Here is a 13,967-nt window from a genome sequence, read left to right as displayed (position 1 = left end):
AATGTCAGAACATCTTATTTACCCCTCTGCCTGGGGCTCTGAAGCGTTACAGCTTGTCAACACTGGGCGGTGGGAACAGGCCCTTCAACTGTGGACAGAGCAGGTTGCCCCAGCCAGGTTATGTGTCTGGTTAGCCGAGATAGTTGCGCTAGAACAAGCGAGTGATGGCCAGTTGCTTGATCAAATACGCCGTTGGCCTGTCCAGAAAAGTGATGCGCTGCGATGGCGGATCTTTCATCTGGCGGAGGCTCAGGGTTTTGATACACCGGCAGGTGCACTTGGTCTTTCGTTGTTTTGGAGCGAGGGGAGTATGAGTCCGGAAGGACTTGAGCCGATTTTTCCCGTCCCTCAGCTTAGTCGGCAGATGTGCCATTGCATGTTACTTATGTGGGTTATTCAAAGCATAGATAACCCAGATGAAGGTGCACGTAATTTGTTAACACAATGGATTAATCAGGAAAATAAATAATGGCACAGCCCGCAGCCCGTATTTCAGATATGCATGTATGTCCCAAGGTATCCCCCGGTTTGCCTCCGATCCCACACATTGGTGGGCCCATCATCGCACCTGGTGTATCAACGGTACTGATTGAGGGACAGCCTGCTGCGACAGTCGGTAGCCTGGCTGTTTGTACCGGCCCTCAAGACAGCATCGTGGCGGGGAGCACAAAGGTGCTCATTGGTAACAAGCCAGCAGCTCGTCTGGGAGATGCTTGTGCCCATGGCGGCATAATTACCACCGGTTCAACTCATGTGCTACTGGGATAAACGATGTTATCAATTGAACTCGACATGACCGCGTTACTCTTGCCAATCACCCCGGAAAACCCTAAGGGTAACTGCCTTGAATATGAACCGATCTATGACGACATCCGTCAAGCGCGGGAAAGTGACCCAGACTATTTATACGACGGCGAATGGACGGCTTCAGTGCCACGCCGTGCTGACTGGGAAAAGGTGCATAAGCTTTGTTCACTGGCTCTGGTGCGTGAGAGCAAAGATCTCCAACTGGGCTGCTGGTTGGTTGAAGCGCAGACCCATTTACAAGGCATTGAGGGTATTGCGGTCGGACTGCGTTTTCTTAGCGAGTTTATGACACGTTTCTGGTTGCACTGTTGGCCAGAACTCGATGAGGAGGGCGCATCCATCCGTTACGCAAAGCTCAGCAGGCTTGACCGCGACATTAGTCAGTTTCTGTATACCTTTCCGCTTCTGCAGCATGAGTCATCTTCGCTGGCACACTGGCGCAAAGTGCTGGCATTTGAACAAAAGGTGTCTTTCAAGCCACACTCGCAAGATGAGTTGATCATGGCGGAAGGGGATTTCACGCTCGCGAGCTTTGAACTGCAAAGTGGCTCATTTTCAGTGAGCAACCTCAGGCCGCAGACAGAGCGATTGACAGGGATACTTGGACAACTCAACGAATTGGATGAGTGCTATGTATCACTCACCCAAGAGGAAAACCATACCCTCTTTAGTCAAACCCGTCAGACCTTAATCGATATGCTGAATTTTCTGCATCGTATGATGCAACAGTACATGCCTGTCGGCAGCGATGTGAGCCACGTGGATGCTATAGCGCCGAGCGAAAGCCCGAGCATTGATGTCATTACCCAATATAGGTTGCCCACTGACAAGCAAGGAATGTCGCGGAATATTGCCATCAGCCAGATGTTGGATATTGCAAACTTCTTCCGACAAACCGAACCCTCAAGCCCTGTCCCCTTCCTGATGGAGCGTGCTGCCCGTTGGGCAAATATGACACTGACGGAATGGTTGGATGAAATGCTCACCGACAGTAACAGCCTGCGTGATATTAACTATGTATTAAAAGGACAAGAGAATTCATGACTGTCCTAACTTCTTTATTGATGGTTACTCTGGTTTTTTTCCTGAGCGCTTGTGCTGATCCGCGTTCAGGACCGACGGAGCCTCAAACGATAACGCAAGCTGCAGCACCTTTTTCGGCAGGAGCAATCACACTGAATGTGACAGCTGAACCTGGGCTTAATACCTGGAACTGGATGGCCAACAGTTGCACATTACTAGTGATCCAGGCTCAGAACGCAAGTTCACTCAACTCGTTGCTCTCAAACCCGACACAGCTTAAAAACCTATTTGGTGGTGCTGTTGCTATGGACGATCTGTTAAAGGTTGACCGCTATGTCGCGATGCCAGGCCAGCAGACGACGTTGCATATTGACCGCAGTGCGAATACCCGCCAAGTTGCGATCGTGGCGGGTTATTACCCCTTCCCCAGAAAACAACACACGGCATTGTTGGCAATTCCTATCACCGCAGCCCGTCAGGGATGGTGGATGCCAGCGAGAGAGCCAACGCTTGCACCGCTGACAATAGGCATCACGCTGGGTAGCCACAGTATCACCCGCCTCAACGGCGCTGAATATAGCCCTGCAGTTCTGACATCGGTGGCTGACCTGTACAAATTGAACCACGCTGCAGCTCTCACTGAGTCAGCAAAGTAACAGAGGTAACATGTATTCTGAAGAGCAACAGGTTTATTGGTATTCAGGGCTTTACCTTCAGCCTCAGCATTTCCAGTCTATCGATTTACACCACAGCCATATGCTGGCGCGGCAGCGACAGCTTTCTCAGCCATGGAACACAGGGATTGTCAGTGTGGATATCCACCATGAAACTCTGGCAGATTTTGTACTGAAAATCGATAATCTACGTGCCATTCTGCCCTCGGGGCATTACCTGGAATACCCAGGTAACTGCCGGGTTGAACCCTACTCGTTTCGTGATACCTGGAAGGTGCGTGAAAAACCTTTCATGCTATGGCTAGCTCTGCGCCGTTTTGATCCCACGCAAGCTAATGTAGCTAATGATATGGCCTCTCATGCCCACAGCCGTTGGATAATCAGTAATAACGATGAGGTGATGAAAGATGTTTATCACCACGGGCCTGACAGCAAGATATCGCGGCTTGTTTACCATGTTCGCATTCTCTGCGAAGATGAAAAAACTAATGCGGGGGATTGTGAGTTTCTACCTCTGTTGCGCTTATGCCAAGACAATGACCGCGTGATACTGGATCCTGCATTCAGTCCGCCGGTTGTCACGCTGGGTGGCTTCCCAACACTCAAAAGAATGCTTGAGGGACTGTTCGCGGAGTTGGCCAGCAGAGCACACCGGCTCGAGGAGTACAAACAGGCGGAAAGACGAAGTGCAGGGGGACGTTCGGACAATCTGGTGCCGTTGTTGGTGATGCATTCATTAAACCGGGTACTCCCCCTGTACAACCACTATTGTAAAACACCAGCCTTACATCCATGGCACATGTATGGTTTGTTGACGCAATTAGTCGGTGAGCTTTCTTCTTTTAATGATATCTGTTCTTTTACGGGGGAGCCGACATTGCTGCCTTATGATCACTCCCGCTTAATGGACTGTTTCAACAGTGCGAAGAAGACGTTGATCACCCAGTTGAACGGTTTGGTACTGGAAAATAATACTTACATTTCCTTACACCCCGATGTTCAAGGTATTTTTCATGCCGATATTACAGCGCTGCTTACCCGTCCTTCTCAGTCGGTGCTACTGCTGTTGAATTCAAACACGCAGGGAACCTCTTCTTCATGGATCACTGATACCTCGGCCTTCAAAATTGCTCCCCGCCATAATATCGGCGGATTGATCCAGCATGCGTTGCCAGGGATCACGGTCACTATGATGACTACGCCACCTCGTGGCGTTCCGAACCCAAAAAATGTGATTTATTTTCAGCTTAATCAGAATGAATTGCTGTGGAACAGCGTCGAGCAATATCAGAATATTGCCTTTTACTGGGCTGAGGCACCGGATGATTTGCAGGTACAACTCGTGTTTATGGCACCGTCATCATGAGAGTACTGGATTGTTATCTCCCCGTTTTCACCTTGGTTACACGGTTTGAACATCAGACAGAAGACTTCTCTGATTATGACGATTTCCATCAGCAATGCATCAGGGTACTCGAGCAGGCCGTACAAGATGCAGGGCAGTTGAAACTTTCGGGCAGAGAAAGGGATGACGCGCTGTTTGCTGTGGTGGTTTGGCTCGATGAACGTATTTTATGTTCTGCACACCCCGAAAGCTCACGTTGGCGTACCAGCTTAATGCAACTCCGATACTTCCAGACTACCGTCGGCGGCAATGAATTCTTCAACCGATTGAATAAATTGGAAGACGTGCACCAACAGGTAAGGAATGTCTATCTGTTTTGTCTGCAACGAGGTTTTCACGGGAAATATGGTACACAGGATGCAGACGAACTTGCTACCGTGATTGAACAGCAAAGACAACGTTGTCTGCCCAAAAGCTGGCAGGCATGGCCTAACAATGAAGCGATCACACCAATCACTATCCCCCAACGTCGATCCCCCCTATTGGAAAGACATCGCATGGCGTGGGCGTTACTGACTATTACGTTGTTTTATGGCTTCCTTTTACTCGTTCAGACCCTTTATTTTTTATAAGATCACATGTTTAAAAAATTATTTGCTTTCGCAGGCTGGCTGCTGCTTTTATGCTTGATCCTGCTATTTTGTTTCATTGCGGGAATAGCGTTCAATTGGAAAACCACGACGATTTTTATCGTCTGGCTCAGTGTTCTCTTGGTTGCATTGATCTCATGGTCGTCTCTACTGTGGGTATCGTTAGTGATTAAAGAGAAAAAAATTCACCGTTACTTCCAGGCGTTCCGCCTGACGCACAGAGAAAAGGTCCTGTTCAAAAACTGGCGGTCCGGTGCGAGGACGGTCAGGCTCCTTCAGCGTAAAAACCGGTCGATCCCTTGGTATATCATGATGGGCGATCGGTGTGGTAAATCGTCACTCTTGACAGGAGCCAGCCTGCCGATGCTTTCAAGTCGCATGGAGGATCATGGTGTGGCCCCCACACAGACTTTTCGGTGGTGGTTTTTCCAACGCGTCTGTTTTCTTGACCTTTCCAGTCGTTTTTTAAGCGGCAAGGGCGAACTTGACCGGAGCTGGCTCCAGTTGGTCCGCTGGATCTCCAGGTTTTCTCCGCCGGCAGGGGTGGTGATCGGTATTTCTATCAGCGACCTGATGAATAACGACGCTAACGCGTTACAGTTTAAAGCACGCCAAATCCGTATTCAACTTGAGCCGCTAATCAGCAGGTTCAAGTATCAGCTTCCACTCTATATCACGATCAACCAGTGCGATAAGTATCCCGCCTTCAGCCACTGGGCCGGGCTTCTTTCCAAGAGCCAGCAACAGCAGGCTCTCGGGTATTACTGGCCTTTGCCACCTGACATAGACAGTAAAGATCTCACTACCTTACACCCCTTGTTTACTGCACTGAAAGAAGGGCTTGATCTTGCCCGTATTAGTATGGGAGGTGCACAGATGACGGTAGATAATCCGTGTGCACTGCTTGAGTTCCCTGAAAATTTTGCTCAATTACAGGCTCCATTATGGGGATTTCTGACATCCCTCTGTGAGCCTGACGCCTACTTTACCCAGGCAACGCTCGCAGGAGTGTGGTTCACCATCAGCGAAGAGCAGACTCAGAATCAACGTCAGCGCCCGTCGTATTTCGTTCAGGAACTGATTACCCATCATTTCGCCGCTTTTAGCCTTTCTCGCGAAGTTGTCTGGCAGCAAAGTAAAATGCGCAGAATGGCATTCACCTGCCTGCTGCTGTCGGGATGTGCAGGCGCATTGTGCTACAGTGCGATTAAAAGTGCTGCGCTTATGCACCATGATAGCTCGTTACTCGCACCACCCACCCTGATGGAACTGCTGCTGCGCAATGAAAGCCGCCATGATTCACCGTTAATCTATTGGCCATTCTCTCTGGTGCTTAATGAGCAGCATCAACAGGTTGAACAACAATGGGTGACAAAAGTATCGCCCCGCCTGTCAAACATACCGCAAATGATGGCCCGTTATCATCAGAGGTTCATGACAGCTTCAGCTGTGACCCAGCGCCAGATGGCTTTGGAGCTGGCACAAACTATCATCACCTTGCAAAGTATGGCAGAGGGCGCAACGCTTGAGGAGTTAGGGAAAAGGAACACCACAATAAGTGAATTGCAGTTAGTCTCAACGGATCACTCTTTATCGCAGCAGGAAAAATGGGCACTCCAGCGCTGGATGATACAGCAGCCTTCGGGTGCAGAACATATCGCCATGCTACGGCGCTTGCTGTCGACATTGCTCAGCCATGAACCCACCTTGAATTGGCTACTAGCACCGGAAACCTCGTTACCGGCTGTTCAGACCACAGATTTTTGGCCGCTACATATTCCATCCGGGAACTGGACACCAGAAGATGGTGTACGCATCAAGCATACGCCACGCCTATTGGCACCCGAAGCATCATTACCTGCTCTCCAGCTCAAGGATATTTGGCAACAAAATACTATGCTCTCGTCACTGTCCGGGGTCTGGACTCGTGAAGGCGACGTGCGTATCAGGCAGTGGGTAGCACTGCTCGATCGTGCGAGCCATTTAAAACAGCCCGATCCCCTTTTACTGCGTTTTGTTGAAACGCTTCCGGCCAAGCGTCAGGATGCTTGGAGGCAACTGTTGTTAGGCGCCTCACAGACGTTGCAAAACATCAAACCCCACTATCAATCTCAGAGTCAACTTATCGCCTTTAGCCAAGGGGAGAGTCCTGCTATGCGGTTTGCACAGCGTATTCGCGATGAATTGGCCGATATTCCGACAGAAGAGGCTCAACCTTGGCTGAACGAGCTGCGTCGGTTGGGGAGGCTACAATGGCTGAACGAGCTGCGTCGGTTGGGGAGGCTACAATCCATGACATCTGGGGGAGAGTCTCTTCTGAAACTACAAGAGACGGATACAAGGATGAGAAATGCTTTGGCGAGGTGGTTTCATGGCACAAAAAACCTTATACCAGCCCCCTCCTTGAACGAGCAGGCCCATGCTTGGGAGATGTGGCAGGTGGCGCTGAGTGCGGCGGCTCATAAGGCTCTTGGCACCGCCTCGTTGAGTTCAGATCTCACCAACGGCCTGTTTACGCCTGAGTCTGAGTTTAAAAACAGCAATCCATTGATTACGCTCTTCACAAACTACGAAAGCTTACGCCAAACTTTGAATCCGCAACGTCAACAGCTTGGTATCGATGCGGTCTGGGCGCTGTATAAAAGCGATGCCAGCATGCTGCTCGCTAACGCGGTAGCCCGTTCCAGTTGTTGGTTAAATACTGCATGGCAAAGCAACGTTGTCTGGCCGATGCGAAAGATCGCCAGTTCGCAAGACTACGCTTCTCGACGCAAACTTGCTTGGCAATATATCACCGACTTTATGCAAGGGCCGGCAAAAGGGGTGTTCATTGTTACAGACAAAGGGCCTCAACTGGGTGAGTTTAAGGGGCAAACACTGAGTGTTACGCCTGAATTCTTGAATTTGGTGCGTCATATACTCAGCACTGACGACATACTGAACCGTCAAGATCGCCAGAGCACGCACAATGATGACCGTTTGGCTACGCTCACCGAAGAGATTATGCAGCTCAAACAACAGCAAGCCGCGTTAGAGAATGAAGTACATAGTATTGATATTGTGAGTGAACCTGTAACCGTACCCGAGGGAACCAGGGTGTTTCCAACAGGCACACGGCTAACTCTGTGGTGCAAAGAGGGGGCAACCAGGTTTGACAGCATGAACTTTGCTGAGCAGATGCAGTTTACCTGGCAGCCAGGTCAATGCAACAGGGTCGATCTAGATGTCCGATTCCCGGATTTTGGCGTGCAATATCGTTATGATGGTGCTAGTGCCTGGCCTGATTTTCTTGAACAATTTAAACAGGGGGAAGTCCTGTTTGCTACTCAGGATTTTGATAAAAACGCTCATATGCTGGCTGAACAGGGTATCAAACATGTGTTGGTCCGTTTCAAGCTTTCTGAGCAGCAACCCTTGCAGCAATCATGGAAACAGTGGCTGGAGATAGAACATTTGATTGACGAGCTGATGCAGCAAAAACAGAAAGTTAGCGAACAGGTTCAGAGACAAAAATCTGGGGATGCCTTCTTGGGCAAACTCTCCCTACTTCCAGATAATGCGGCAATTTGCCGATGACTTGTTTATAAGGGGGAATTAAGACCGTTAAATTTTAATATGAACAATGAATGATTGCAGGCATCCAAGCTTGTTGCTTTGAAGAAGGACAGCATGTAGTAGCAGAATTTTGTTAACAATATGAATTCGCCGTTTGGTTACGTTGATACTGATTCCAAAAATTGTTTCTGTATCCGAGTGTAACGCTCATTCAATCAATGAGAAGCCTAGCTTACTAAAGCTACTTCAAGATGCGGACCGGTGGCAACTGAGCCCCTAATCTAAAACGGATCGTTCATTGAGGTGGGTCAATATGCGTTATAAGGGAGAATAACCAATGATTTATCACAAATTGCTTGTAATCTTGCGCGTTGCTACCGTGGTGTGATGTTGCTTGCTTAAAGGCTTCTGAGTTAGCCCAGTAACCCACCAGATCACAAATGAGCGTGATTTGGTCATTTTTACACATTATTTTTACTTTAGTGTTACAAAGTAGAGTGCTAATGTATCTATCAGTAACTGAGCAGCTATCTAGTGTAACCTGGAGAAAAAATTAAGGAACACCAAGTAATCAATCAGAGAATCCAATACTAGTAAGAGCTTCTAAAGGATGGCGAGAAACTTTCCTGCTCCGGGCTTATTTTAACCTTAAACTTGGTTAACAATTCATTATTAAGTAAAGACACTTAGCGAGAGGTTCGTCACGTGAGATTTACACAACCTAGTTTGTTCTCTACGACTTTACTATCATTATTTGCCATTTCAAATGTGGCAATTTCCGCAAGCCAGACGTATTCAGTGACGCTAAATAGTTCAAGAGTGATATATAAAGAAAGTCAGAAAGGTGGTTCGACCATCACTGTAAAGAATGAGCATGATTTCCCTATATTGATCCAACCGACTGTGATAGCGGAAGATAAAAAGGCTTCGGCACCGTTTGCGGTCACTCCGCCATTATTCCGGTTAAATGGCAAACAGGATAATACTCTCAGGATAGTCTACATCGGTAAAACACAAGCTGCCGAACGCGAGCATTTATACTGGTTGTGTGTTAAAGCGATTCCTCCTGTAGAAGAAGATGATGACAATACAGCTAAGAATGATGCTGTGAGTTCCAATATTCAGATTTCAGTTAATAATTGTATTAAATTACTGTATAGACCTAAAAACTTAGGTGGCCAAAACCAAGATAGTTTGGCTAAAGGGCTTGATTGGGAGTGGCGAGAAGGAAAACTTCAGCTTAAAAACACTTCGCCATACTATGTTAATTTTTCGTCAATAAAGATTGATGGTGTAATTGTGCCAGATGTGAGTTACGTTGCTCCTTTTGCTTCAGCACAATTTTCATTACCAGAAGGCGCAAAGGTAGGTGGAAAAGTAACATGGCAATCGATAAATGATTTTGGCGGGCAGAGTGTTCCTGCTGATGCTGTAATACGTTAACAGAGCGAGTTAAGAGGAAAGATATATATGGCTAAAATAATGGGTAGGCACTGTGAAAAAACACTTCAAATGAATACTGGCCTAGAACTGAGAGTAAAGGGTTACCTGTGTTGCAAACTTACGCGCTCTAACCGTCTGCAAAATCATTTATCCACGGGGCCACCTTAAAAGGAACTCCTGTTCTAACTGTCATTCTACAAGCTGATTTAGAACCTGGTTCACCATTGCAGTGGTGAACCAAGGAAGAAAATTAGCAGTTGAATGGATGTTTTGGCGAAATCAAGTCTATTGACTCTATTCGCTGTAATCTGAGCTTGATATTATATCAAAGGACATCTAATGTTTAAATCAAAAGTTGCATTACTTATTGCTGGTCTTTCATTTTCTGTTGCTTCAATGGCTGCTACCCAGATTGGCACGAACAGCACCCTGAATATCGAGGTGCCAATTGCTGCTCCTTCTACGCTGACTTCTGTATTTGAACCAGCAGCTGACTTGATTGCAGGGGCTGTATCTCCTGGTACTGTGCTTGGTAACATCCACTTAGTGACTACTGGCGCAGGGAATATCAACACGGTTAAAATTGTCCCGAACAATCCCGCTGCGACTTTCTCGTTGAGTGGTTCAACTTCCGGTACATCTTTACCTATCACTATTGGCGCCATGACTGAAGTTACATCGAGCATTGCCGATGGTAACACTACGTCGACAGTCGTGAGCCCGGCACAAGAGCAGTATCTAACGGTTTATGCCCATGGTACGCCAGTTGCAGATGTGTTTAGCGGTACCTTTACTGTGTCTGTATTTAGCGCTTAATTTTTAAGTAAATTAAGAGCGGACTGCTATTGCAGTCCGCTCTTGAGGTAAATTGTATGAAAAAAAACTGCGCCTCGCTACTCGCGATTTTGGCGTTCCCACAGTTCAGTTTTGCTGAGCCTATTGGAGCATCACCATTAAAAATCGAAGTTCCTGTTGCAATGGCAACGTATATGGTTGCTCAATATATTCCTGGCCCTGCGCATTCGAGTACGACGTTGTCAATTGGGGATGTGTTAGGTACGTTGCAAGTTTCTACAAGTGTGAGTACACCAATACAGAAGATTACCATTACACAACCTGGTAATCGCAGTAACTATTACCTTAAAAACCCGACCAGTCCAAATAAAAAGCTGCTGTTCACAATAGGAGCTACACCATCACTTAACCACTTACTCACTGGTTTAGTGACGTCAGCGAATGTTTCTTCTGTTAGTGAATTAGATCTCCCATTGAAAGTTGCTCAAAATATGACTGCACCGCCAGGAGTATATAAAGGTACATTTGTTATTTCCATATATGGCGATTAACGCTCTGTATCAGCTTAGGACGCATTAATCCTCTTAGTATTTATTGAGGTATATTACATCAGGGAATTAAGTGTATACAATTACTTACCTGGCCAGTTTTATGTGTTCTCTCTGTTCACTTTCACATAATTGTTGATGTGCTAATTAAAAAATAGGTCGATGATATTTAAATGAAATTGTTCTAGGTATATTACTCAATAATAGCATTTTGAAAAGGTCTTATGCTAAATGTCCATAATCATGAACATTGTTTTTTCTATGGATTGGAGGAGATGTGAGTAAACGCCGGTTGGATCAACTCTGTCCCTCGTCCAATCTTACCCTATTAGTGTTACTCACCGGTATCTACAGTGGGCCGGTGTTGTCCGAAAAAACCTACCGTTTCGACCCTGCTTTGCTTGGTAATCATCAAGCTGATAGCGTAGACATTGCGTTATTCAGTGAGGATGGCGCCCAGTTACCCGGCCCCTATCGGGTTGATATCTTTCTTAACCGCAAACGGGTGGACTCACGTGAAATAGTGTTTGTAGCCAAGAAAGGAAAGAAAGAACTATCCCCCTGCTTTAGCAGGGAAATATTGCTAAGGTACGGTGTGCTGGTTGACGACTACCCAGAAATGTTGACAAAAGAAGACGAAACTTCTCAGTGCATAGACCTCAGTGCCATTACAGGTGTAACCACTCAGTTTGATTTTGCACGCCAGCAATTGAAACTCAGCATCCCTCAAGTAGCATTACGGAAATCGACCTCAGGTCAGGTGCCTAAAGAGCTCTGGGATGAGGGGATTACTGCCTTTCGAATGAATTACTTGCTTAATGGTCGGCGCATGATGCCGCGTGATAGGCCGCAAAGCACAAATCACTACGCTAATTTACAGTCCGTGCTGAATTTAGGAGGCTGGCGAGTACACAATTTTTCCACTTGGCAACAAAGCAGTAATCAATCAGGTGCATGGAAAATTGGTCAAACCAACGCCAAGAAGGGGCTGTATCATCTCGATAGCCAACTCGCGCTGGGGGAATTCTATACTTCGCCTAACCTGTTTGACAGCGTTCCCATTTTGGGGGGGCAGATCATATCGGATGATAATATGCGGCCCTACAGTGAGCGAGGATATGCCCCGGTTATTCGTGGGATAGCTCGCACTAATGCGCGGGTTCAGGTAGAACAGAATGGAACTATCATATATACCGGCACTGTATCGCCAGGGGCTTTCGCTTTGAATGACCTGACCGCAGTAAGTAGTGGTGGTGTTCTCAATGTCACCGTGTATGAAGAAGACGGCAGTGTACAAAACATAGTAGTGCCTTTCGCCTCGTTACCGATATTCTTACGCCAGAGTGCATTTCAATACGCAATTACCGCAGGACGATACTGGCCCATGCCCACTAATGATGATGAAACTCCAGGATTTGGGCAAGTGACTGCGATCTATGGTTTGCCATGGAACATAACCGCTTATGGAGGAGTACAAAGTAGCCGAGATTATTTGGCAACAACTTTTGGCGTTGGTTCACTGTTGTGGCATTTGGGAGCCCTATCTGTGGATATGACCGAGTCTCAGGTGAATTGGCAGGACGGGGAGAATGAACGGGGGAAATACTGGCGGTTACGCTACAGTAATTCGCTGGCAGCTACGGGAACCACTTTTTCACTCAGCCGGCTACAGTACGACTCTATGGGTTTTTGGTCATTGGCTGAAGTAGTGAGCGTTGGGGATAGCGATAGTGTCAAAGTGAATGAACGCCAACGGGATCAATTCAGTATTCAGGCTAGTCAGCAACTGGCTAGGTGGGGGAGCGTCTCGCTCACCTGGCTTAGAGAGGGATATTGGCAGCAGGAGCTGAACCGGGAGTCGTTCGGTCTTTATTATGGTTCATCATGGCAGGATATATCCTGGGGGGTAAGTGGTACATTGAATCGCTACCCAAACGATAGCATCAAGGATAAGACAGAGCGTTTGGTCAGCCTGAATATAAGTATTTCATTATCGCGTTGGTTGAGTAATGCCTCACTCAGTTACAGTCTGAATCACTCATCATTCGGCCCTGCTAATCATTATATGAGTCTCAGTGGTTTAGCCCTTGATCGACAACTGAATTGGGGGGTACAACAAAATATCACTGAAAACCGTCAACAGAGTAACAACAGTAGTGCAAATCTGCGATACCGGGGAGGATATGGCGAGGTGAACGGACGTTATGGTTACAGTTCCGACAACAGAAGCTTGGATTATGGTGTAGCGGGGAGTGTATTGGCACATGGCGCTGGAGTGACATTGGCACAGCGTCTGGGGACGACAGTAGCATTGGTAGAAGCGCCAGGCGCAGCTGGGGTTGCTGCCCAATCCAGAGCCGGGGTGAGGACTGACTTTCGCGGATACACTGTTTTTCCTTCCTTGCAGCCGTATAGTGAAAACCGGATCGCACTGGATCCGACGACGGTGTCTGACGACGCGGCATTGGAGTCGTTCGATATGCGGGTGGTGCCAACCGAAGGTGCTGTGGTACGGGCCAAATTCGCTACCCGAAGCGGTGCTCGCGCGTTACTGACACTAAAGCGCCCAAATGGCAAAGCAATCCCTTTGGGAGCGATTGCTAGCTTGGACTCGGATAAGGCTGAGGGAAACGCCGGCATGGTTGGGGCTGAAGGACAGGTGTATCTTACTGGTATCCCAGAGCAAGGTAGCCTGCGTGTGCAGTGGGGGAAAGGTGATCACCAGCGTTGTTTGGTGGATTATGAGTTATCTATGGAAAAGAACCTGGCAGGTATGTATGAGATACAAGGCATTTGCAAGTAGGGAAGGGTAATGCCGAGACAATATATTTTTTCTCTGTTGAAAGATGTTAATAAACTTGAGTTCCCTCGTTGGCTCATGAATGATAGTTTTTATCAGACTGCACATTTTTTTAGTAAAAAAATTGAAAATACTAGTAATATCCAGAATAAAAATGAAAAAAAGAAAGTATATGCCATTGCATATCTAGTAAAATTTTTTATGACATGATGTGCTTTACCACTTTTGTGTGTATTCATACTCGGCATACTTTAAGTAATAATGTAAAGAAATGGAAGCTAATGGATTGTTCTTTTTTAATCATTTGGCATCATTGACATTTAGGCA

Annotated in this window: 11 protein-coding genes; all 11 read left to right on the top strand. The window is 47.1% G+C overall.

All coding sequences use genetic code 11. The features are described 5' to 3' along the window. The first annotated feature begins 1 nt into the window (after window position 1). The 11 genes from KGP26_RS23705 to KGP26_RS23655 all read left to right on the top strand — a co-directional run bounded on the left by KGP26_RS23705 (window position 2) and on the right by KGP26_RS23655 (window position 13,643). Entirely contained in the window at window positions 2-469 is a 468-nt protein-coding gene (locus tag KGP26_RS23705; protein WP_223498379.1) for a hypothetical protein, read from the top strand. Continuing rightward, window positions 469-768 (top strand): PAAR domain-containing protein, encoded by a 300-nt coding sequence (locus tag KGP26_RS23700; RefSeq protein ID WP_200863884.1) that lies wholly within the window; start codon window positions 469-471, stop codon window positions 766-768. Before KGP26_RS23705 ends, KGP26_RS23700 begins: the two co-directional genes overlap by 1 nt. Window positions 769-771: 3 nt before the next feature. Then, window positions 772-1,851 (top strand): type VI secretion system protein TssA, encoded by a 1,080-nt coding sequence (tssA, locus tag KGP26_RS23695; protein WP_223498378.1) that lies wholly within the window; start codon window positions 772-774, stop codon window positions 1,849-1,851. Beyond that, on the top strand, window positions 1,848-2,486 hold the full coding sequence (locus KGP26_RS23690) for a type VI secretion lipoprotein TssJ (protein WP_223498377.1): 639 nt from the start codon (window positions 1,848-1,850) through the stop codon (window positions 2,484-2,486). The genes tssA and KGP26_RS23690 overlap by 4 nt, the downstream gene beginning before the upstream one ends. Before the next feature lie 10 nt (window positions 2,487-2,496). Next, window positions 2,497-3,870: a type VI secretion system baseplate subunit TssK gene (gene tssK, locus KGP26_RS23685; RefSeq protein WP_223498376.1), complete on the top strand. Its 1,374-nt coding sequence runs from the start codon at window positions 2,497-2,499 to the stop codon at window positions 3,868-3,870. Beyond that, a complete protein-coding gene (locus tag KGP26_RS23680; protein ID WP_024530838.1) occupies window positions 3,867-4,481 on the top strand; it encodes a DotU family type IV/VI secretion system protein in 615 nt (204 codons plus the stop codon). The genes tssK and KGP26_RS23680 overlap by 4 nt, the downstream gene beginning before the upstream one ends. A gap of 6 nt (window positions 4,482-4,487) precedes the next feature. After that, on the top strand, window positions 4,488-8,075 hold the full coding sequence (locus tag KGP26_RS23675; RefSeq protein ID WP_223498375.1) for a type VI secretion protein IcmF/TssM N-terminal domain-containing protein: 3,588 nt from the start codon (window positions 4,488-4,490) through the stop codon (window positions 8,073-8,075). Between the two features lie 684 nt (window positions 8,076-8,759). Further along, window positions 8,760-9,497, top strand: a complete 738-nt coding sequence (locus tag KGP26_RS23670; protein WP_223498374.1) for a molecular chaperone — start codon at window positions 8,760-8,762, stop codon at window positions 9,495-9,497. A gap of 339 nt (window positions 9,498-9,836) precedes the next feature. Next, complete coding sequence (locus KGP26_RS23665; RefSeq protein ID WP_223498373.1) at window positions 9,837-10,313, top strand: hypothetical protein; 477 nt, start codon at window positions 9,837-9,839, stop codon at window positions 10,311-10,313. Between the two features lie 56 nt (window positions 10,314-10,369). Continuing rightward, a complete protein-coding gene (locus KGP26_RS23660) occupies window positions 10,370-10,843 on the top strand; it encodes a hypothetical protein (RefSeq protein ID WP_223498372.1) in 474 nt (157 codons plus the stop codon). A gap of 361 nt (window positions 10,844-11,204) precedes the next feature. Next, on the top strand, window positions 11,205-13,643 hold the full coding sequence (locus tag KGP26_RS23655) for a fimbria/pilus outer membrane usher protein (protein WP_223498371.1): 2,439 nt from the start codon (window positions 11,205-11,207) through the stop codon (window positions 13,641-13,643). Window positions 13,644-13,967 lie beyond the last annotated feature (324 nt).

The sequence above is a fragment of the Serratia sp. JSRIV002 genome, from assembly GCF_019968725.1.
Taxonomy (GTDB): domain Bacteria; phylum Pseudomonadota; class Gammaproteobacteria; order Enterobacterales; family Enterobacteriaceae; genus Chania; species Chania fonticola_B.
The sequence above is the reverse complement of the archived record's forward strand: the minus strand, read 5'-3'. Positions and strand labels throughout refer to the sequence as shown.